20 protein-coding genes and 1 pseudogene are annotated in these 19,799 nt (G+C 62.0%); 14 read left to right on the forward strand and 7 right to left on the reverse strand.

The window, feature by feature from the left end; genetic code table 11:
* Positions 1–25: 25 nt before the first annotated feature.
* Both PWP93_RS24705 and doeA read right to left on the reverse strand, forming a co-directional pair.
* A complete protein-coding gene (locus PWP93_RS24705) occupies positions 26–1,120 on the reverse strand; it encodes an alcohol dehydrogenase family protein (RefSeq protein ID WP_421046405.1) in 1,095 nt (364 codons plus the stop codon).
* Positions 1,121–1,192: 72 nt separating this feature from the next.
* Entirely contained in the window at positions 1,193–2,413 is a 1,221-nt protein-coding gene (gene doeA / locus PWP93_RS24710; RefSeq protein WP_421046406.1) for an ectoine hydrolase DoeA, read from the reverse strand.
* A 436-nt stretch (positions 2,414–2,849) separates the two neighbouring features.
* On the opposite strand from doeA, the gene ehuA reads away from it, so the two are divergent.
* From ehuA to PWP93_RS24740, 6 genes are all read left to right on the forward strand, one after another.
* Positions 2,850–3,752, forward strand: coding sequence for an ectoine/hydroxyectoine ABC transporter ATP-binding protein EhuA (gene ehuA, locus PWP93_RS24715; RefSeq protein WP_421046407.1), 903 nt, complete (start codon positions 2,850–2,852; stop codon positions 3,750–3,752).
* Between the two features lie 60 nt (positions 3,753–3,812).
* Positions 3,813–4,655, forward strand: a complete 843-nt coding sequence (gene ehuB, locus PWP93_RS24720; protein WP_421046408.1) for an ectoine/hydroxyectoine ABC transporter substrate-binding protein EhuB — start codon at positions 3,813–3,815, stop codon at positions 4,653–4,655.
* Between the two features lie 33 nt (positions 4,656–4,688).
* Positions 4,689–5,348, forward strand: a complete 660-nt coding sequence (gene ehuC, locus PWP93_RS24725) for an ectoine/hydroxyectoine ABC transporter permease subunit EhuC (protein ID WP_421046409.1) — start codon at positions 4,689–4,691, stop codon at positions 5,346–5,348.
* Positions 5,349–5,352: 4 nt separating this feature from the next.
* Positions 5,353–6,012: an ectoine/hydroxyectoine ABC transporter permease subunit EhuD gene (ehuD, locus tag PWP93_RS24730; protein WP_421046410.1), complete on the forward strand. Its 660-nt coding sequence runs from the start codon at positions 5,353–5,355 to the stop codon at positions 6,010–6,012.
* Between the two features lie 3 nt (positions 6,013–6,015).
* On the forward strand, positions 6,016–6,795 hold the full coding sequence (eutA, locus tag PWP93_RS24735) for an ectoine utilization protein EutA (RefSeq protein ID WP_421046411.1): 780 nt from the start codon (positions 6,016–6,018) through the stop codon (positions 6,793–6,795).
* 89 nt (positions 6,796–6,884) lie between these two features.
* Positions 6,885–8,246, forward strand: coding sequence for an MFS transporter (locus PWP93_RS24740; protein WP_421046412.1), 1,362 nt, complete (start codon positions 6,885–6,887; stop codon positions 8,244–8,246).
* Between the two features lie 146 nt (positions 8,247–8,392).
* Here the strand turns inward: PWP93_RS24740 and PWP93_RS24745 are convergent, their stop codons facing one another.
* From PWP93_RS24745 to PWP93_RS24765, 5 genes are all read right to left on the reverse strand, one after another.
* On the reverse strand, positions 8,393–9,943 hold the full coding sequence (locus PWP93_RS24745; protein WP_421046413.1) for a phospholipase D family protein: 1,551 nt from the start codon (positions 9,941–9,943) through the stop codon (positions 8,393–8,395).
* Positions 9,944–10,193: 250 nt separating this feature from the next.
* Positions 10,194–10,532: a DUF4148 domain-containing protein gene (locus PWP93_RS24750; RefSeq protein WP_421046414.1), complete on the reverse strand. Its 339-nt coding sequence runs from the start codon at positions 10,530–10,532 to the stop codon at positions 10,194–10,196.
* 426 nt (positions 10,533–10,958) lie between these two features.
* Positions 10,959–12,008: an LLM class flavin-dependent oxidoreductase gene (locus PWP93_RS24755; RefSeq protein WP_421046415.1), complete on the reverse strand. Its 1,050-nt coding sequence runs from the start codon at positions 12,006–12,008 to the stop codon at positions 10,959–10,961.
* 31 nt (positions 12,009–12,039) lie between these two features.
* Positions 12,040–12,444, reverse strand: a complete 405-nt coding sequence (locus tag PWP93_RS24760; protein ID WP_421046416.1) for a DoxX family protein — start codon at positions 12,442–12,444, stop codon at positions 12,040–12,042.
* A gap of 21 nt (positions 12,445–12,465) precedes the next feature.
* Entirely contained in the window at positions 12,466–13,137 is a 672-nt protein-coding gene (locus PWP93_RS24765) for an alpha/beta hydrolase (RefSeq protein WP_421046417.1), read from the reverse strand.
* Between the two features lie 175 nt (positions 13,138–13,312).
* Here PWP93_RS24765 and PWP93_RS24770 point away from each other — a divergent pair, with 175 nt between their 5' ends.
* The 8 genes and pseudogenes from PWP93_RS24770 to hutC all read left to right on the forward strand — a co-directional run bounded on the left by PWP93_RS24770 (position 13,313) and on the right by hutC (position 19,746).
* On the forward strand, positions 13,313–14,224 hold the full coding sequence (locus PWP93_RS24770) for a LysR substrate-binding domain-containing protein (RefSeq protein WP_421046418.1): 912 nt from the start codon (positions 13,313–13,315) through the stop codon (positions 14,222–14,224).
* 58 nt (positions 14,225–14,282) lie between these two features.
* Positions 14,283–14,480, forward strand: a pseudogene (locus tag PWP93_RS24775) (DDE-type integrase/transposase/recombinase); the annotation flags it as partial.
* 254 nt (positions 14,481–14,734) lie between these two features.
* A complete protein-coding gene (locus tag PWP93_RS24780) occupies positions 14,735–15,562 on the forward strand; it encodes a transporter substrate-binding domain-containing protein (protein WP_421046419.1) in 828 nt (275 codons plus the stop codon).
* A gap of 66 nt (positions 15,563–15,628) precedes the next feature.
* Positions 15,629–16,276 carry an amino acid ABC transporter permease gene (locus tag PWP93_RS24785; protein WP_421027670.1) on the forward strand — a complete coding sequence of 216 codons (648 nt, stop codon included), beginning with the start codon at positions 15,629–15,631 and terminating at the stop codon, positions 16,274–16,276.
* A gap of 10 nt (positions 16,277–16,286) precedes the next feature.
* Entirely contained in the window at positions 16,287–16,940 is a 654-nt protein-coding gene (locus PWP93_RS24790; RefSeq protein ID WP_421027671.1) for an amino acid ABC transporter permease, read from the forward strand.
* 24 nt (positions 16,941–16,964) lie between these two features.
* A complete protein-coding gene (locus PWP93_RS24795) occupies positions 16,965–17,828 on the forward strand; it encodes an amino acid ABC transporter ATP-binding protein (RefSeq protein ID WP_421046420.1) in 864 nt (287 codons plus the stop codon).
* On the forward strand, positions 17,825–18,967 hold the full coding sequence (hisC, locus tag PWP93_RS24800; RefSeq protein WP_421046421.1) for a histidinol-phosphate transaminase: 1,143 nt from the start codon (positions 17,825–17,827) through the stop codon (positions 18,965–18,967). The genes PWP93_RS24795 and hisC overlap by 4 nt, the downstream gene beginning before the upstream one ends.
* Positions 18,968–18,969: 2 nt before the next feature.
* Positions 18,970–19,746, forward strand: a complete 777-nt coding sequence (gene hutC / locus PWP93_RS24805; protein WP_421046988.1) for a histidine utilization repressor — start codon at positions 18,970–18,972, stop codon at positions 19,744–19,746.
* Positions 19,747–19,799 lie beyond the last annotated feature (53 nt).

Here is a 19,799-nt window from a genome sequence, read left to right on the forward strand (position 1 = left end):
TTGCGCTGCGAACCGCGTTTGCGTTTCAAGCTGCCTTGGCATCGTCGCGGTAATGCCGATCCGGCACGACGACGATGTTGCCGACGAAGCGTTTCGACATGAATTGCGCTTGCGCTTCATGAAACTTCGACAGCGGCCAGGTCGCCGCAAGCACCGGTTTGATGGTGCCCGCCTGAATATAGTCGAGCACGCGCTTGAATGCGGCGCGCGTGCCTTGCGACGATCCGTTCAACTGTAACTGTTTCAGATACATGGTGCGCAGATCGAGTTGGACGAGCGGGCCCGCAATCGCGCCGGCCGTCGTGTAGCGGCCTTCGGGGCGAAGCACGTTCAATAGCTTGCCGAACAATGGGCCACCGACCAGATCGGCCACGACGTCGACAGGCTTGCCACCGGTCATCCGTTCGACCGCAGCGCCGAAGTCCGCGCTGTCGCGCAGCATCGCGCCTTGCGCGCCGAGCTGGAGCACTGCATCTTCCTTGCCCCGGCTCACGACCGCATACGGAATCGCACCGCGAGCCCTGCACAGCTGAATGATGGCCGAGCCCACGCCGCCCGAGGCGCCCGTGATCAGTACCGCTTCGCCGCGCTTTACGGCGGCGCGCTCGAGCATCTGCTCGCCGGTGTGGTACGCGCACCAGAATGTCGCGAGTTCGGCATCGGAGCAAGACGATTCGACGCGATGTGCGCTCTCCGAAGGCACCGCCGTGTATTCGGCGTAGCCGCCGTCGCGGCCGTGGCCGATGTAGTCGATGTCGGCGAGGCCGTCGTCATCGCGGTTGTAGATCGACGCATCGACGATCACCCGTTCGCCGATGCGCGTTTCGCTCACGCCGCGGCCGAAGGCGACCACACGTCCGACGATGTCCGCGCCTTGAATGCGCGGAAACGTCAGCGTCGAGCGGCCGCGCCGCCAGGTCGAAACGGCTTGCGGGTCGTCGTCGGTGCCGTAAGCGCCTTCACGAACCCACACATCGGTATTGTTCAATCCGCACGCGGTGACGTCGAGCAGCACTTCGCCTGGCTGGCACGCGGGAACGGGCACGTCGTTGCGATAGACGAGCTTGTCGAGGCCGCCGTGCGCGGTGAGCACGACGGCCTTCATGGTCTTTGGCAGCATGGTTTTCCTTTGGGGAACCCGTTGCGGGATGCGAAGTGAGCACGCAGACGGGTTCCAGGCGGTGGCAGGGGCTTACGGCTTGATGAACAGCTTGCGCGGCGTGTTGCAGAGCGTCTCGACGCCGGTATCGGTGATCAGGATGCTCTCGGTGATCTCGAGGCCCCAGTCATCGAGCCACAGGCCCGGCATGAAGTGGAACGTCATGCCGGACTCCAGCACGGTCTTGTCGCCGGGGCGCAGGCTCATCGTGCGCTCGCCCCAGTCGGGCGGGTAGCTTGCGCCGATTGGATAGCCGCAGCGGCTGTTCTTTTCGATGCCGTATTTGTGCAGCATGGCGAAGAACGCGTTGGCGATGTCTTCGCAGGTATTGCCGGGTTTGGCGGCGGCAAGCCCCGCTTCGATTCCTTCGACCACGGCACGCTCGCCGTCGAGGAAATGTTTCGGCGGCTTGCCCAGGTACACCGTGCGCGATTGCGGGCAGTGATAGCGCTTGAAGCAGCCTGCAATTTCGAAGAACGTTCCCGCGTCTTTCGCGAACGGCGTATCGTCCCATGTTAGATGGGGAGCAGCGGCGTCGGCGCCCGTCGGCAAGAGCGGCACGATGGCGGGATAGTCGCCGCCATGACCGTCCACACCCGCAATGCCGGTCGAGTAGATCTCGGCAACCAGGTCGTTCTTGCGCATGCCGGGTTCGATCCGCTCGACGATGCGCGCATGCATCCGCTCGACGATACGCGCGGCCACACGCATGTATTCGATTTCACGTGCCGATTTGACCGCGCGCTGCCAGTTCACCAGCGCGGTGGCGTCCTGCCACTTCGCGTTCGGCAGATGCGCGACAAGCGACCGGTATGCGGCTGCGCTGAAATAGTAGTTGTCCATTTCAACGCCGATGCGCAATGCGCCCCAGCCGCGCGCCTCGATCACTTCTTTCGCGAGGTAGTCCATAGGATGGCGGTCCGGCGACTGCACGTAATGATCCGGATAACCGACGATCTGATCATGCTGCATGAACACGGTGCGTTTTGCGCCGTTGGCGTCCTGACCGCGGCCGAACCATACCGGCTCGCCCTCGAGTGCGAGCAGCACGCACTGATGCACGTAGAACGACCAGCCGTCGTATCCGGTGAGCCAGGCCATATTGGTGGGATCGGACACGATCAGGAGTTCGACTCCCGCCGCCTGCATGGCCTTGCGCGTTTTGGCCAGACGCGTGGCGTATTCGGCGCGTTCGAACGGCAAGCGTACCGCAGGCGCTGCGCTTTGCCGTTCCAGGTTTGTTGTATCGGACATCTTCCTATCTCTCTCTGGGCGTGACGTCGGTTCGAAGAATGGCGCCTTGTTCAGGTGCTCCGGCACGCGACAAGACGCCTTTGGGGCGTTTCTGGCGCAGTCTAATGCCGCGAAAAAGCCGCTTCGAATGTGCTAGTTCAATCTTCGACGTGCGCATGAAAGCACGGTGCGACGCAGCAAAAGCTCGCTGGCTCGTCCAGGTGTTGACCCTGATGCGAATGCCGGTTTGGTGCATGAATGCCCTGTGGGACGGCATTGCGCGGCACGTTTTCGGCGCGCGGAAAAAGAATTGTTCTAGAGCATTCGGATCGCGGATATGGCTTTGTATTCTGATTTGCATAGCGGAACCGGCCAGCCTGGCAGCATTACCGGGCGCGACTGCCGATGAACCGCATTCCATCAAGCCCCTGGCATGAAGAACGGGAATCGAATCGAGATGAATACCGCGCGAGTCACCGACACGCTGAACGTTTCAGATATTGCCCCGACCGCTTTCGCTGCGGCCTCGCGAGTCGCGCGCGCTCACGTCGGCGATTCGCATGTCGAAGCCGCAATGAACAAGCCGCTGATCAAGATCGACCGCGTCACGAAGCGCTATGGCGCGCTGACCGTGCTCGACGAGTTGTCGCTGGATGTGATGCCGGGCGAGAAACTCGCTTTGATCGGTCCATCGGGTTCGGGCAAGACAACGATCCTGCGCATTCTGATGACACTCGAATCGATAAATGGCGGTCACGTCGAAATCGATGGCGAGCCGCTGTTTCAGATGCGGCAGGGCGAGCGCATGGTGCCCGCGAACGAGCGGCATTTGCAGAAGATGCGCTCGAAGGTCGGCATGGTGTTTCAGCATTTCAATCTGTTTCCGCACAAGAGCGTGCTCGACAACATCACGCTTGCGCCCATCCTGACCCAGGGTGAGAGCCGTGAATCGGCTAAAAGGCGGGCGATGGAATTGCTCGACATGGTGGGCATGGCGGACAAGGCGAAGAGTCGTCCTGCGCAACTCTCCGGCGGGCAGAAGCAGCGCGTCGCGATTGCGCGCGCGCTGGCCCTTGCGCCGCGAATCATGCTGTTCGACGAAGTGACGTCGGCACTCGATCCGGAACTAGTCGAAGAAGTGCTCAACGTGATGCAGCGCCTGGCGAAAGAAACCGACATGACGATGCTGCTCGTCACGCATGAAATGGGTTTCGCGCACGACTTCGCCGACCGCGTGCTGTTCTTCGACCGCGGCCGGATCATTGAAGAAGGCAAACCCGAAGACATCTTCCGGCACCCGGAACACGAACGGACCCAGGCGTTTCTCCGCAAGATCATCGCTGCGGGCCACAGGCTTTGAACCGCTGCGGTGTCTTGAACGCACGCCATTGCATACGACCACGATAAAGGAGCCGCAACCATGAAATTGAAAGGCATGCTGATCACGGGGACGATTTCGCTGCTGGCGCTAGGCGGCGTTGCGCTCGCCGCGCAGGACAAGCTGGCGCAACTAAGACAGCAGGGCTTTGCGCGCATTGCCATCGCGAACGAACCGCCGTTCACGGCAGTGGGCGCCGATGGCAAGGTGACGGGCGCCGCACCGGATGTGGCGCGCGCGGTGTTCAAGAAGCTTGGCGTGAACGACATCGTCGCGTCGGTTTCCGAGTACGGTGCAATGATTCCTGGTCTCGCGGTCGGACGCCACGACGCGATCGCGGCAGGGCTTTTCATGACGCCGCAGCGTTGCGCAGCCGTTGCGTATTCCCAACCGGTGCTGTGTGCGGTCGAGGCATTCGCGGTCAAGAAAGGCAACACGAAGAACATCAAGACCTATGAGGCGATAGCCAAAGATCCGAAGGCGGTGATCGGCGTGGAAGGCGGCACCACCGAACAGAAGCTTGCGATGGCCGCCAATATTCCGGGCGACCGCGTGATCGTGGTGCCGGATGGCCAGAGCGGACTGAAGATGCTGCAGGACGGCCGCATCGATGCATTCGCGCTGCCGCTGCTGTCGATCAGCGATCTGCTCGCGAAGGCGAAAGATGCCAATCTGGAATCCATTGCGCCCGTGCAGGGCACGCCGGTGCAATGCGATGGCGTAGCGTTCCGCAAGCAGGATACGGCGCTGCGCGATGCGTTCGACGTCGAGCTGAAAAAGCTGAAGGAGTCGGGCGAATTCGCGAGGATCGTCGAACCCTATGGATTCTCCGCCAAGGCCGCGATGTCGACCAGCCGCGAAAAATTGTGCGCGGCTTCGAAATGACGTTCGGGGCCAGTCGCAACACGAGGTGCGTCCATGCATGACTGGTACGGCTATCTTCTGCTGATTCTGAAGGGCGCTCAGGCCACCGTCGAACTCACGGTGATGGGGGCGGTACTGGCCCTCGTGATGGCGTTTGTCGCCGGATTGGGGCGCTTGTCGCGATTCTCCGCGGTGCGATCGCTGGCGACAGCGTATATCGAGTTCTTTCGAGGCACATCGGTATTCGTCCAACTCTTCTGGGCGTATTTCGTCTTGCCGATGATTGGGTTGACCCTGACGCCATTGCAGGCCGGTGTCCTCGCGCTCGGTCTGAACGTCGGCGCATATGGCGCGGAAGTGGTGCGCGGCGCAGTGGTGGCGATTGGCCAGGAGCAAAGGAACGCCTGTATCGCGTTGAATCTGACCCGCTATCAACGCATGCGGCATGTGATCCTGCCACAAGCATTGCCGCTGATGCTGCCGACCTTCGGCAACAACGCAATCGAATTGCTCAAAGGCACCGCTGTCGTCTCGCTGATTTCGCTTGGCGATATGACCTTTCAGGCACAGGTAGTGCGCTCGCAGACAGGCAATACCTTGATTCCATTCGCGACGATACTCGTACTGTATTTCGCCATGGCGTGCCTGATTGCGTTCGGCATGCGCAAGCTCGAGCGCCGGATGAGCTTCGGACTCGACGGGATGAGGAGATAAGCGCATGGAATGGGACTGGAGTTTCGCGCGCCAGATCTTGCCGATTCTGCTGCAAGGTCTGGAGATCACCGTGCTCGCCACCGTGCTCGGTGCGATCGTGGCGGCCGTAGTCGGCATGGTGTTCGCGATGCTGCGCCTTTCGCCGAATCGTGCGGTTGCCGGCGGCACGACGGCTGTGGTGAGCTTCATTCGCGGCACACCGTTGCTCGTGCAACTGTATTTCGTGTTTTATGTGCTGCCGGATATCGGCATTCGCATGCCCGCGCTCGCGGCCGGCGTGCTCGCGCTCGGCGTGCACTATGCGACGTATGCGGCGGAGGTTTATCGAAGCGGTATCGAGAACGTGCCGCGCGGACAGTGGGAAGCCGCGAAGGCGTGCAATTTGAGTCCATCGCAAACGTGGCAGCACATCATCCTGCCCGAAGCTGTCCCGCCGATGCTGCCCGCGCTCGCGAACTATCTGATTTCGATGTTCAAGGAAACGCCGCTGCTGTCGGCGATTACCGTGCTCGAATTGATGAACGAGGCGAAGATCATCGCGAACACGGACTACCGCTATCTCGAACCGATGACGCTGGTTGGCGTCCTGTTCCTGTGCATCAGCCTGATCGCAGTAGCCGCGGTGAGATTGCTTGAAAAGCGCTTTCCGCCTCTCGGACATTGAGCAATGCGACCCGTCATCCAGTCTGCCGATCGTGCACCGCGTCTCGATGAACGCGCACTAGACAAGCGTATCGGGCTCGTGATTCTCGCCACCGATCACACAACCGAACCGGACTTCGCGGCGCTCGTCGCAAGCGAACGGATCGGCATTTATGTGAACCGCGTGCCTTACGTGAACCCGGTCACGCCGGAAAATCTGCGTGCGATGCAGCCCTCGCTGACCGCCGGCGCAGCGTTGATCTTGCCCGACGAAGCGCTCGACGTCGTGATGTATTCGTGTACGTCGGCGTCGGTGATGATCGGCGACGCGCAGATCGAAGCGGCGATTCATGCAGCGAAGCCGCAGGCGCATGTGGTTACGCCGACCGCCGCCGCAGTGGCCGCGTTGCGCGCGCTCGGCGCGCGGCGCATCAGCGTGCTCACGCCCTATACGGTGGAAACCAGCGCGCCGATGGCAGCGTATTTCGCTGCGCAGGGCTTCGTGATCGATCGCTTCACCTGTCTGGGTCTGACTGACGACCGCGAGATGGCGAGAATCTCGCACGACAACATTGTGGAATTTGCCCATTCGGCAACTGCCGACGAATCCGATGCACTTTTTATTTCCTGCACGGCCGTGCGTGCGGCCGCGCTGGTCGCGCGCATCGAGACGTCGATTGGCAAGCCCGCAGTCAGCAGCAATCTTGCAACGGCGTGGATGTGTCTGCGTCTTTGCGGCAACAACAACGCGAGGCCCGCACAGGGACGATTGATGACGCTGCCGTTGCCATCGCTCGAAGTTTGAGGGACGCAAATCGCGGCAAGCGCGGATAACCCGCAGAGATTTCGATGTGGTCGGGACGCTATCACATCGCTGGACATTCAGGAGGAACGATGGACTACGCACATTCATGGGACAACGAGACGGAGCGGTGTCAGTCAACGAGTCTGCTTTGTCGCGCCATTGCAGCTTCGGCGCTCGGCAACGCCACGGAGTGGTTCGATTACGGCATCTATGCATATGGCTTGAGCTACATATCGGCCGCACTATTCCCGGGCAGCACGGCTCAAGCCACACTTTTCGCACTCGCGACGTTCGCCATTTCATTTCTGGTTCGTCCGCTGGGCGGATTGTTCTGGGGACCACTCGGAGACCGCCTCGGTCGCAAGCAGGTGCTGGCGATGACGATCATTCTGATGTCGGTGGCCACGCTGCTGGTCGGACTCGTGCCGACCTACGCGCGCATCGGCTGGTGGGCGCCGGCACTCTTGATCGTCCTGCGGATGGTTCAGGGCTTTTCCACAGGTGGCGAATATGGCGGCGCGGCGACCTTCATGGCCGAATACGCGCCCGACAAGAAGCGAGGTTTTTGCGGCAGCTTTCTTGAGTTCGCGACGCTCGCGGGTTTTTCGCTCGGGGCGTTTCTGATGCTCGGCTGTTCGGTCGTGCTCGGCAATACCGCCATGCACGAATGGGGATGGCGACTGCCTTTTCTGATCGCTGCGCCGCTAGGTCTGATCGGCTTTTACTTGCGCTCGAAGCTGGAGGATACGCCGGTGTTCGTCGAACTGGAGCGCGCGAGCCAGAAGGAACAGCAAACGGAACCGCAAAAGTTCACCACGCTGAAGGCGCTGGTGATTGATCACTGGCGGCCGCTGGTGTTACTCGGTGGTCTGGTGGTGGCGCTCAACGTGGTCAACTACGTGCTGCTGGCATACATGCCCACCTTCATGCAGAAGCAGCTTGGCATGGGCGAAAATGCGTCGGTTCTGGTGCCCCTGATCGGCATGCTGACGATGATGCTGTTCCTGCCTTTCGCAGGGGCTGTCTCTGACCGGATCGGCCGCAAGAACGTCTGGTGGTTTTCCCTCGTCGGGCTTTTCGTTGCCGCCATTCCGATGTTCCTTCTGATGAAGCACGGCCTCATCGGCGCATTGATTGGATTTTCGGTGTTGGGCCTGCTTTACGTTCCCCAGCTTGCGAGCATCTCGGCGATGTTCCCCGCGATGTTCCCCACGCAGGTGCGTTATGCGGGGATGGCGATTGCGTACAACGTATCGACGTCGATCTTCGGTGGCACGGCTCCGCTGGTCAGCGAGTGGTTGATCGCGCGCACGGGCAATGTGCTCGTGCCGGCTTACTACATGATGGGCGCGTGTGTAGTCGGCGCGCTGGCGCTGATCTTCGTGACGGAGACGTCTGGCTGTTCGCTGCGGGGGCGAGACATTCCTGGCAAGCGGAAAGCGTCGATATAACGTAGTGCATTCGAGTTCCCGGCGTGGGCTGTTTTCGAAGTTGCCTCGTTGCCGCGCACGCGTCGCCTGGGTATGACGCATGGAGGCGCACAGCGGGGCGGGGCACGTCCACGCCGGACCGAGGCCTTGTCCATCCGGTCGCTTGTTCACAACTGCGATTCGATGGGCAACAGCCCAAGGAACCAGACTTCCAGTCGCCGCGCTGCGGACACCGCAGGTTCTGCATCCAGGGTGGTCTTCGTGCCATCCGGCGCGGTCTGGATCCACACGAGACGCGTGCGGCCAGCGGTGTCCGTCCGCGTCGCCACGCGCCACGCGATCTGGTCGATTCCCGATTCCAGGTCCGTTGCCACTTTGGCGGCAATGTCTGGGCTCTCGCAGTAGACCCCGATCTCCGTATTGAGCTTCAGGGAGCGGGGGTCGAAGTTCATTGAGCCGATGAAAATGCTCCTGCGATCGAAGATGTACGTTTTCGCGTGAAGCGAGGCGCGCGACGACCCGAACACTACCTGCTTCGAAATGCTCTGGTCTCCGAACGGACGTCGCTCGTACAGCATCACCCCTGCGTCGACGAGATCACGGCGGTAAAGCCGGTATCCGGCATGGACGGCAGCCACGTCGGTAGACGCAAGGGAGTTGGTCAGTACCGTCACGCGCACGCCACGCGCAACGAGTGCGCGCAGCCGATCGACCTCTGCCTTGCCCGGCACGAAGTACGGCGACACGATGATCAGCTCATGCCCGGGTTCGAGTTCGAGCGCTTTCAGCTTCGGGAACAGGTGCCCTTCGTCGTCGCGCGGCGAATGAGCGATCTTCGACGGATCGTCGTACAGCACTACGGCATGCCCCCAGGAAAACTGCGTACCCTGTCCGTGAATGATCCTCTCGAGCCGTTGCCGTGCTACGACCACATACGGGTTGTCTTCCATGGTCCGCAGGTAATCGCGCAACCGCTCGCGTTCCTGTTCGAGACCTTCGGGCGCGGCATCGTGTCCGACGAGCGCTTTGACCGGGTACACATAAGGGGAATTCCAGAACGTATCGAACTCGGTCGATACGTCGGCCACGGCGGGACCACGCACTACGACATCGAGATCGCCAAATTCGAGCATCGACGATGCGCCGAAGTATTCGTCACCGATATTGCGGCCTCCGAGGATCGCAGCCTGGTCGTCCGCGATCATTGCCTTGTTGTGCATGCGCCGGTTGACGCGGGCAAACTCAAGCGCGGCGCCAGTCTTGCGGAACGTGCGGGTCGCGACCGGATTGAACAGGCGGATCTCGATGTTCGGGTGCGAACTGATATCGAGCAACGTCCTGTCATTCGCATTCGTGCCGAGATCGTCGAGCAGTAGGCGCACCCTTACGCCGCGATCCGCCGCGCGGATGATTGCATCGGCCAGTTTGCGGCCGGTCAGATCGTCATGCCAGATGTAGTATTGGAGGTCGAGTGATCGATCGGCGCGATCGGCGAGCAGTACGCGCGCGTCCAGAGCGTCGACCGGATCCTGCAACAGGTGAAAGGCATCGAGACCTGGGTGGGCCTCGGCCTGAGCCCGAAACGCGAGGCCCAGCCGTGTGTTCGCGGTATCCGTGATGGCGTACGATGGCTCGCGGTCTGGCTGCGAAGGCAGGCTGCCGCACGCGACTAGCGCAAACAGCGAAAGCATCGCGGTAAACGAAGCCGGCGTGACCATGAATGCCTTTTCCTTCGGGCGAAGTGTGCTGTCTTGCCGGCGGGCGAACTGTTCGCCGCATCGCGTGCCGGTTTGTCAGATCAATCGGGTCCGTCGCCCGTCGTGCTTGCCGCGGCAATCGCTCGGGTGAGCACGGACCGGCAAGGTGCAGTGAAGACGCCGGGCATCACGGGCGAGGGCGACGGCATTCGGGCGAGCATTGCAGCGGGACCGGATGCCGTCACAGGACCATATGAATCACTCGCGCACGTTACTGGCTGGCGCCCGCAGCTGCGTTAGCCTTCTTCTGCGCATCCTGCAGGTTCTGCGGATAGTTCGGGTCGTTCTGCGCCGGCTTATAGCCAGCATCTTCAAGCTTCTTGATTTCGGCTGTATTTTTCGCGCGGGCGGCTTTGCGTTCTGCCTTGTGCTGTGCTTTGGCCTGTGCCTTTGCCTGTTGCTTCTGTTCCTTGGTGAGCGGCTGTGAAGCTGCGGCCTGGGCGGTGGCTGGTGCACTGGCCTCCGTTTGCGCGAGTGCTGACGAGGCGGAGCCAATCAGACATGCCGTGGTGGCAGCGGCGAGAGTCAGCTTGCAGATGGTGGAGCGCATTGATTCCCCTAGTGATTGATTGGAGTACCCAAGGTTGGGAGGACGCGAGCCGCTACGTAGCACGGGGGTGTGCCCCGGGGTACACCCGTTATGCAATGCAAACGATCCGCGCAAAAGAGAATAGCAAAAGCGATCCTGGTGCGCCAGAGGATGCGCCGTGCGTACCGCAGCCTTGCCGGGTTCGGGGCTTTGCAGCGACTCCTGCGACGATGAGGGCGCGTTCCATGACTAATACATATAGTTGTGCGCACAACTGTTAAACGATGGCGCGGGATGCGGCGGGGTTGCCACTGAGAAGTGGTAATGTCCGCCATGCGATGGCGTGAAAAAGAAGGAGAGGCCCGGACAGGCCTCCCCCGAAACACGCCTGCGCGGTGCGCAGTGCGTGGAGAAGATACCTTCAGCGAGAGCGCTACGCTAAAGGGATTAGGACGATGATTCCCGAACTGGACTTCGTGTGATTGCGCGGCGCACCGCCGGTATGACCTCGGTAGCGAACAGCTCGATCGATTGCCGGACCTTGTCGAATGGCAGTCCGCCGATATCCATCTGGGCCATGTAACGCTGATGCCTGAATAGCTCGTACTCGAAGAGAATCTTGTCGACGATCTCATTGACGCTGCCGACGAACAACGCACCACGAGGCGAAGCCAGGGATTCGAAGTCGCCACGCGAGATTTCAAGCTGGCCGCGCGGCAGGTTGTTCGCGATGTAGCGGCGGTAGTGGGGAAAGAAGTCGTCGCGCGCCCGGGCGCCATCTCGCTGCACGTGGAAATGACCGGAAATGGCCACCTGCAGCTGCCCGGCCGGATGCCCCGCGGCGAGACCGGTCTGCCGATACAGCTCGATGAAGGGCACGAACTTTTCCGGCAATCCACTGATGTTGGCGAGGTTCAGCGGCAGACCGGCGCGGCCGGCGCGAATGGCACTCGACGGCGTGCCGCCCGCTGCCAGCCAGATCGGAAGACGCCCGCGCAACGGCCTCGGCATGATCGCGGCGTCGGTGAGGCCCGCGCGATGGCGTCCTGACCACGTGACGCGCGCTTGCTCGTTGATCGCTGCGAGCAACGCCAGCTTCTCCTCGAACAGCGATTCGTAGTCCGCAAGCGCATAGCCAAAAAGCGGAAACGATTCGACGTATGCGCCTCGCCCGACGAGCAGCTCTGCACGTCCGCCCGAGATCAGGTCGAGCGTCGAGAACTGCTGATAGAGGCGAACGGGATCTTCGGAGCTCAGGATGCTGACCGCGCTCGTCAACCGCATGCGACGGGTCACGGCGGCAATCGCGCCCAATACGACGGACGGCGAGGAAACGGCAAAGTCTGCGCGATGGTGCTCGCCGACGCCGAACACGTCGATGCCGGCTTCATCGGCGAGTTTCGCGGCCGCGACGATGGCTTCGATGCGTCGTTGCGCTGCGGTGGCGCCGGATGCCCCGGTCGCGAGATCGCCGAACGTGTAAATACCGAATTCCATGGCATCAGTCCCGGGCAAGGCGCGTCACGCGTCAGGCGTTGCGCAGCGTCGGCCTGAGCGCGAAGGCTCCATCTCCGAGCAGCGCCAGGACAGCGGCAGCGACCGCGAGGAAAACCGGGTATTCCCAGCCACCGTTCGCGCTGGTGAACATCCAGCCGTTGCCGAAGTGGACCGTCGAGGCCATGAACAGCTCGATCGCGGCAACCGCGGCAATCGCACGCGCGTACACACCCGTCAGCAACAGTGCGCCGCCAACAATCTCGAAGGCAATGATGGGCCAGGCGAACCAGCCGGCGAAGCCCACGGACTCGAAGAATTTTGCGGTGCCGGCCGGCGTGAAGACGAGCAGCTTGGTCAGGCCGTGTGCAACGAACATGAGGCCGAGCGCGAGGCGCAGGAGGAGGGCGGCATAGGGGGCGGTGCGGGTATCGGTCATGATGGGCTCCGGTTGGTTGGGTTAGTCCAGATTGATCTGCTGGTGAATCCAGCGCGAGAAGTCACTTGCGATGTCGGCGCTGAGCGTATGGCCGACCGGGTACAGGCGCGTGTCGTGCACGACGCCGAGGCGGGTGAGCCAGTTATCGGCATGCCCGGCAAAGCTCACGGGCAGCTTGTCGTCGTGCTGGCCGTGCGCGATGAACGCCGAGACCTGCGCGAGCCTGTCCGGGGACGCGAGATGTGGCTCGATCTCGGGCAGAATGCGGCCGCTCAGGATCGCGAAGCGCGACACGTCTTCGGGCTCGGACAACGCGACGCTCGCGCTGAGGATGCCGCCCTGGCTGAAGCCGGCCATCACGGCTGGCTGTGTCACGGGGGCGTCGGCGCGGGCCAGCGAGCGCACCAGTTCGCGCAGACGCGTGCGGCTCTCGTCTGCCTGCCAGGCGTTGATGACGGGCCCTTGTGCGCTGAAGCGGACATGGAACCAGGCGTGCTGTCCCGGGCCAAGCGTGAGCGGGCCGCGCACGAAGACGATTTCGAGGCGAGGGTCGAGCGTTTGCGCGAGCGGCATCAGGTTCGTTTCGTTGCCGCCTACGCCGTGAAGCAGGAAGAGCCTGGCCGCCGGCTGCCCTGCCGCCTGCCGCAGCCGGAACGAGAGACCTGAGGAGGTGTCGTTGTGCAGAATATCCATGAGTCGAGGGCCTCCAATGGCCTTACTTCGCAATCCATGCCGGCGCGATGACAGTGGGTTTCATGCCCCTCGCCTTGTTTTACGCGTGAGAGGGGATGGGCAGATTCTATTGATCGCAGTAATGGAGATAAACTTGGGTAATGTGGATTTATAATCCCGATAAACGAGACAATAAATGGATCGAAGTCAGGAAATGGCGGTATTCGTCGCGGTCGTCGACGCGGGCAGCTTTGTCGGCGCCGTCGATACCTTGCGGATATCGAAGGCGGCCGTGTCGCGCTATGTCGAGTCGCTTGAGCAGCGCATCGGGGTGCGACTCCTGCACCGTACGACGCGCCGTCTGTCGTTGACGGAAGAGGGGCGTCTGTTCTACCAGCGGGCGCGTGAAATCCTCGAGGCGATGGACAACGCGGAAGCCGAGGTGAGCTCGCGCACCCAGGTTGCTGGCGGGCTGGTGCGGGTCAACGTCCCGCTCAGCTTCGGCGTGTCGCATCTTGCCCCGCTATGGGGCGACTTCATGGCCGCCTGGCCGCAGATCGACCTCGAGATCACGCTGAACGACCGCGTCGTCGATCTCGTCGACGAAGGCTACGATCTGGCCGTGAGGATCAGTACGCTGCCGGATTCGTCGATGGTGTGTCGCAAGCTGGCCTCGACCGCGATGGTGGTGTGCGCCTCGCCCGGCTATCTCGCGCGCCACGAAGCGCCGCGCCATCCGCGCGATCTGGCCGCGCACCGTGTGCTGGCCTACACGCATTTGTCCGGCCGCGACGAGTGGCAATTTGAAGGGCCGGAAGGCAAGGTGCTGGTGCGCACGCAAGCACGCATGTATTCGAACAACGGCGACACGTGCCGCGCCATTGCGCTGCGCGATGGTGGCGTCATCCTGCAGCCGGACTTCATGATTGGCGAAGACGTGAAGGCCGGACGGCTGATCCGGTTGATGCCGGAATATCATTCAATCGAACTCGGAATCTACGCGGTTTATCCAAGCCGGAAGCAGTTGCCGCTGAAAGTGCGTTGCCTGATCGACTTCTTGTCGGACGCGTTTCGCGTGCCGCCGTGGCACCCCTGCATGGAAGCGTGAGGTATCGCTCGCGGTCCCGCTTGATCGTTTGACGCAAACGCGCCGCGGCTCTCAGTGCGCCAGGGCGGTGCGGCACAAGCCGGGGTATTCGTGGCACCTCGACGAATTGTTCGTGACGCGGCGCGGGGAGCCTTACTTCGTGTGGCATGCGGTCGACGAATACAGCGCCGAACTGGATGTGCTTGTGCAAAAGCAGCGCAACAAGGCGGCGAAGCGCTTTTTCCGGCGGGTGCTGCGCTCAAATCCGTTGCCGCGCCTCGCAGGCTGACAAAAAAGCGTGTCACGCATGGGGATATTCGTCAGACACATGCTCCAGGGCGTGCCGACTATTTTCCGGAGGCTGTATATACCGCGTCATTGACGATCGCAAGCGCGGGTTAACGAGGCCATAAAAACCATATTTTTCCAAAAAAAATGCGGTATATACTGCCCTTCATCGCAGCGTCCGCGCAGCGCGTATTTCACGCATCGCCATTCTTGTCAACAGCTGTCATTCTCTCAGGAGAACTTATGAAGCGCGTCGCAAGTTGGAAGCGTTTTACGCTCGCACTCGCATTGGCCGCCACTAGCGTCTCCGCGTTCGCTGAAGATCAGCTCGCCAAGGTCAAGAAGGCCGGCGAACTGGTGGTCGGAACCGAAATGCAGTTCGCACCGTTCGACTTTCTCGAGAACGGACAGCAAGCCGGCTTCAACAAAGAACTGTTTGCCGAAATCGGCAAGGAGCTCGGCGTGAAGGTACGCTTCATCGACCTGCCGTGGCCGAGCGTGCTCCCGGGCCTCGAAGCGGGCAAGTTCGACATGGTTGGCGGCCCGCTCACGGTTACGAAGGCCCGCATGGAGCGCTACGCGTACACGCTGCCCGTGGCTGACGCGACCGATGCACTGCTCAAGCGTGCGAACGACACGTCGCTCAAGCAGTCCAGCGACGTCGCCGGCAAGAACATTGGTGCGGCGAAGGGTACCGCCCAGCTCGACCAGTTGAGGGCCTATGTGGCGACCCTGCCCACAGCGCCGACGATCCGCGAATATGTCGACAACAACCAGGCGTATTCGGATCTCGCCGCGGGCCGGATCGTCGCGGTCGCGAATGCAATGACGAATATCGCCTACGTCGCGAAACAACGTCCGGAAACATTCGCAGTGCTCACGCCACCGTTCGGTGCAAAGGTTTACTACGCATACTGTGTGCGCAAGGACGCGGACAGCAAGCCACTGCTCGACGCGTTCAACGCGGCGCTGCTGAAACTCCAGGCTGACGGCAGCCTCGCCGCGCTGCAGAAAAAATGGCTCGGCACGACGATGGCCGTTCCCAATACGATGCCGACGCCGAACTTCTGACGCGCCTCGTTCCCCATCCCGCCGCGATGCACGCGGCGGCCCCGTCCGACAACGACACGCCCCGCCATGTTCCATCTGAACGTGTTCATGCAATCGTTGCCGCTGCTGTTTCAGGCGACGCTCGCCACGGTGACGATCTCGCTGGCCGGACTCGCGATCGGCTTTTTCATCGGCCTCGCCGTTTGTTCCGCGCGGCTCTCGCCGAACCGCTGGCTAAGCAGACTGGGCGGCGCCTATGTGTTCTTTTTCCGGGGAGTGCCGCTGCTCGTGCAACTGCTCCTCGTCTATTACCTGCTGCCGTTCGTCGGCATCAACGTGCCGCCGCTCGTGGCCGCCATCAGCGCGGTGTCGCTGTGCTCGGCGTCGTATATCGCCGAGATTCTGCGAGGCGGGTTTCTGAGCGTGCCGTATGGCCAGATCGAAGCGGCACGGATGCTCGGCATGCGCACTTTCGCGACGCTCTGGCGCATCAAGGTGCCGCAAGCGTTCCGTCTCACGCTGCCGTCACTCGCGAATGAAATGGTGCTGCTGATCAAGGCATCTTCGCTGATTTCGGTGGTCGGCGTAGCCGAGATCACGCGCACCGCGCAGAACATTGCCGCGAGTACCTACCGGCCGCTCGAAGTTTATGTTGCGGCCGGGCTGATCTATCTGGTCATCAACGGCGTGCTCGCGAGCCTCGCACATCTCGCCGAAGTGCGGCTGCACGCATGAGGGATGCACGATGAGTCAGTTCGATCCCACCGTCATCACGCACAATCTGCCATCGATCGCCTCGGGCTTCGGCATGACGCTCGGCACGTGGGTCGCGGGTGTCGTGATCGCAATACTGATTGGCTTCGTCATCGCGGTGATGCAGTTGTTGTGCGCCCCCTGGGTTCGCGGCGTGCTACGCGCCTATATCGAATGCTTTCGCGCGACGCCGTTCCTCGTGCAGCTATTCGTCCTGTACTACGGTGGCCCTTCGTTCGGTCTCACGCTCGATCCGATTCCGGCTGGCATCATTGGTCTCGGCTTATATGGGGGAGCGTACTTCGCCGAAGCGTTTCGCTCCGGCTTCCGATCGATACCAGCGGGCCATCTCGAAGCCGCGCAGTGTCTCGGCCTGTCGAGATGGCAAACCGTGTGGCGCGTGCAGTTGCCGCAAATGCTCGTGCTCATCATGCCTGCGATCACCAACCTGACGATCGTGCTCAGCAAGGAAACTGCCGTGCTGTCGATTGTCACCGTGCCGGAACTCACTTTCGTGCTGACTGGCATCGGCTCCGAAACCTTTGCTTTCGTCGAAACGCTGCTCGTGCTTTGCGTCTGCTATCTCGCGCTCGTCGAGCTCACCTCGCGTGTGGGTGCGTGGGTCGAAGCACGGCTTGCAGATTGACTAACCCACCAGCGCCCGATTCCGATGAACGCTCCCATCGACATTCACACTTCCTCGCTACACGCGCATGCAGTCACGGGCAGCTCGCCGCTGATCGAAGTTCACGGTCTCGGAAAAAAATTCGGCGAAGTCGAAGTGCTTCGCGGGGTCGATCTGGAAATCCACAAGTCCGAAGTCGTGTGCATCATCGGGCCGTCAGGCTCGGGCAAGAGCACGCTCTTGCGTTGCCTCGCCGCCCTCGAAAGCTACGACCGGGGCGAGGTGAGGATCGAAGGCGAACTGCTCGGCTACAGGATGCGCAATGGCCACCGCGTACGCGCATCGCAGTCGGAGATCAACCGGGTGCGGCGCAATATCGGCATGGTGTTCCAGCAATTCAACCTGTGGCCGCACATGAGCGCGCTCGGCAACGTCACCGAAGCGTTGCAGCGCGTGCGCAAAATGCCACGGGACGAAGCGCGTCAGCGCGGTATTGCGATGCTCGAAACGGTTGGTCTTACGCATAAGGCGGACACGCGGCCCGCAAAGCTGTCGGGCGGCCAGCAGCAGCGCGTGGCGATCGCGCGAGCACTGGCTATGGAACCGCACATCATGCTGTTCGATGAACCGACTTCGGCGCTCGATCCGGAACTCGTTGGCGAAGTGCTCCAAGTGATGAAACAGCTCGCGCGCGAAGGCATGACAATGGTGGTCGTCACCCATGAGATGGGCTTTGCCGCGCAGGTCGCCGACAAGGTTGTCTTTATCGACGAAGGCCGCATTGCCGTGCAGGGCAAGCCGCGCGAAGTGTTCCACGACGCCACGCAGCCGCGGCTGCGCCAGTTCCTGCAAAACTATTTCGACCGCAATGCTTTCTGGGCGCAGTCTAACGACAAGGACTCCGAATGACACCGGCCGAGCTGTTCATTGGAGCAACCCGCAGCGAAGTGCGCGCGCTGCCCCCTTACAATGCCGGCCTGTCAGCGGACAGTGTGCGCGCGCAGTACGGACTCGCACGTGTCGCGAAGCTGGCGAGCAACGAGAATCCGCTTGGCGCGGGCCCGCGCGTCGAGGCCGCGCTAGCGCACGCACTCGCCGGGGGCGTCAGTATCTATCCCGACCCGTCGTGCGATGCATTGCGAGCGGCGCTCGCCGAACGTGTCGCGCTCTCGCCCGAGCGCCTGTGCTTCGGCAACGGCTCGGAGGATTTGCTCGCGGTCGCCGCGCACACATTTCTCGCCCCGGGCGACGAGGTGATCACAGTGGTTCCGTCGTTTGGGCTGCACATCATCTACCCGCAAAGTGCCGGCGCAAATGTGAAGACGGTGCCGATGAGCGCGCTCGAATTCAACGTCGACGCGCTGTGTGCGGCGCTCAGTCCGCGAACGCGCATGCTAATCGTAAGCAATCCTTCTAATCCGGTAGGCTGCGCAATGAACGCCGCGCTGATCGAGCGGCTGCTTTCCTGCGTCTCACCCTCGACTCTCGTGCTGTGGGATGAAGCCTATTACGAGTACGCACGCCATGCACCCGATTACGCCGACTGCTTGCCGCTATTGGCGCGGAGCCGTTCGCCGTGGCTGATGCTGCGTACGTTCTCGAAGGCGTATGGGCTCGCGGGCATGCGGATCGGCTATGGCGTTGCTTCCGATGCCCGGCTCGTCGATCTGATGGACCGCATTCGCACGCCGTTCGGCATCAATCATCTGGCGCAATGTGCGGCGCTCGCGGCGCTTGCCGATAGCGCGCATGTGAATGCGAGCGTGGCGCACGTCGAGTGCGAACGCGAGCGCATGCGCGGGGCGCTTGTCGCGCTTGGCTACATGCCGGCGCGCTCATATGCGAATTTTCTGTTTTTCGATACGCACGAGGACGCGAGCGCGCTGTCCCGGCGGCTGCTTGCGCGCGGCGTAATCGTCAAACCTTGGCGCGAAGCCGGCTACGAAAACTGCATGCGCGTGTCGATCGGCAGCGGGGACGACAACGACCTGTTCGTCGACGCGCTCGCGCGCGAGCGCTGCGCGGTCGCCGTGAGGGCATCGCATTGAAGATCGCCAAACTTGTGCACGACACCGGGACACCGCGCGCCGTAGCGGCTTCGCGCTCGGAGCTCGCGCGCTACGAGCAGGTCAAGATGTACGTGCGCGACAGCATCGACTCGGGTGCATGGAGGACGGGCGACCGGATACCGTCGGAACTTGCGCTGGTCGAAACGCTTGGCGTCTCGCGGATGACGATCAATCGCGCGTTGCGCGAGCTATCCGACGAAGGGGTGCTCACGCGGCAATCGGGCATCGGCACGTTCGTCGCCGAGACCAAGCCGCTGTCGACGCTATTGACGATCGCGCACATCGGCGACGAGATCCGTTCGCGTGGCCATGCATACAGTTTTTCCATCCTGCTTCAGGCGCGCGAAACAGCACCCATGCTGGTATCCACCGCGCTCGGGCTAATGCCGGGCGCTTCTGTTTTTCACGTCATCTGCTTGCATCGCGAGAATGGCCTGCCGGTGCAACTGGAAGAACGTTACGTGAATCCCGACCTCGCACCGGATTTTCTCACGCAGGACTTCAGCGTGCGGCGGCCTTCCGAGTATCTGTACGACACCGTGCCGCTCGACGAAATCGAGCACATTGTCGATGCGGCGCTGGCGACGCCCAGCGAAGCGGCAATGCTGGAAATCCCCGATCGCGAGCCTTGCCTGACGCTTGTGCGGCGCACGTGGACCAACGGCCGGGCGGTCACGTTCGCGCGCTTCGTGCATCCTGGCTCGCGTTATCGGCTCGGCTGCCGCTTCTCGCCCGGTGTCGCACGGCAGCAGGGATGACTCGCGCCGCGTGTATCCGGCCTATCGACCAGAACCTTGACAAGAGAATCGCA

Source organism: Paraburkholderia sp. A1RI-2L, from assembly GCF_048957375.1.
In the GTDB taxonomy this organism is placed as follows: domain Bacteria; phylum Pseudomonadota; class Gammaproteobacteria; order Burkholderiales; family Burkholderiaceae; genus Paraburkholderia.

Bases quoted from the DNA above. Each gene is read 5' to 3' on its own strand.
- PWP93_RS24760 (WP_421046416.1), bottom strand. From the start codon at position 12,444: ATGACCGATACCCGCACCGCCCCCTATGCCGCCCTCCTCCTGCGCCTC.
- ehuA (WP_421046407.1), top strand. From the start codon at position 2,850: ATGAATACCGCGCGAGTCACCGACACGCTGAACGTTTCAGATATTGCC.
- PWP93_RS24745 (WP_421046413.1), bottom strand. From the start codon at position 9,943: ATGGTCACGCCGGCTTCGTTTACCGCGATGCTTTCGCTGTTTGCGCTA.
- PWP93_RS24770 (WP_421046418.1), top strand. From the start codon at position 13,313: ATGGATCGAAGTCAGGAAATGGCGGTATTCGTCGCGGTCGTCGACGCG.
- hisC (WP_421046421.1), top strand. From the start codon at position 17,825: ATGACACCGGCCGAGCTGTTCATTGGAGCAACCCGCAGCGAAGTGCGC.
- PWP93_RS24740 (WP_421046412.1), top strand. From the start codon at position 6,885: ATGGACTACGCACATTCATGGGACAACGAGACGGAGCGGTGTCAGTCA.
- PWP93_RS24780 (WP_421046419.1), top strand. From the start codon at position 14,735: ATGAAGCGCGTCGCAAGTTGGAAGCGTTTTACGCTCGCACTCGCATTG.
- ehuB (WP_421046408.1), top strand. From the start codon at position 3,813: ATGAAATTGAAAGGCATGCTGATCACGGGGACGATTTCGCTGCTGGCG.
- PWP93_RS24795 (WP_421046420.1), top strand. From the start codon at position 16,965: ATGAACGCTCCCATCGACATTCACACTTCCTCGCTACACGCGCATGCA.
- PWP93_RS24705 (WP_421046405.1), bottom strand. From the start codon at position 1,120: ATGCTGCCAAAGACCATGAAGGCCGTCGTGCTCACCGCGCACGGCGGC.
- doeA (WP_421046406.1), bottom strand. From the start codon at position 2,413: ATGTCCGATACAACAAACCTGGAACGGCAAAGCGCAGCGCCTGCGGTA.
- PWP93_RS24765 (WP_421046417.1), bottom strand. From the start codon at position 13,137: ATGGATATTCTGCACAACGACACCTCCTCAGGTCTCTCGTTCCGGCTG.
- PWP93_RS24750 (WP_421046414.1), bottom strand. From the start codon at position 10,532: ATGCGCTCCACCATCTGCAAGCTGACTCTCGCCGCTGCCACCACGGCA.
- eutA (WP_421046411.1), top strand. From the start codon at position 6,016: ATGCGACCCGTCATCCAGTCTGCCGATCGTGCACCGCGTCTCGATGAA.
- ehuC (WP_421046409.1), top strand. From the start codon at position 4,689: ATGCATGACTGGTACGGCTATCTTCTGCTGATTCTGAAGGGCGCTCAG.
- ehuD (WP_421046410.1), top strand. From the start codon at position 5,353: ATGGAATGGGACTGGAGTTTCGCGCGCCAGATCTTGCCGATTCTGCTG.
- PWP93_RS24785 (WP_421027670.1), top strand. From the start codon at position 15,629: ATGTTCCATCTGAACGTGTTCATGCAATCGTTGCCGCTGCTGTTTCAG.
- PWP93_RS24755 (WP_421046415.1), bottom strand. From the start codon at position 12,008: ATGGAATTCGGTATTTACACGTTCGGCGATCTCGCGACCGGGGCATCC.
- PWP93_RS24790 (WP_421027671.1), top strand. From the start codon at position 16,287: ATGAGTCAGTTCGATCCCACCGTCATCACGCACAATCTGCCATCGATC.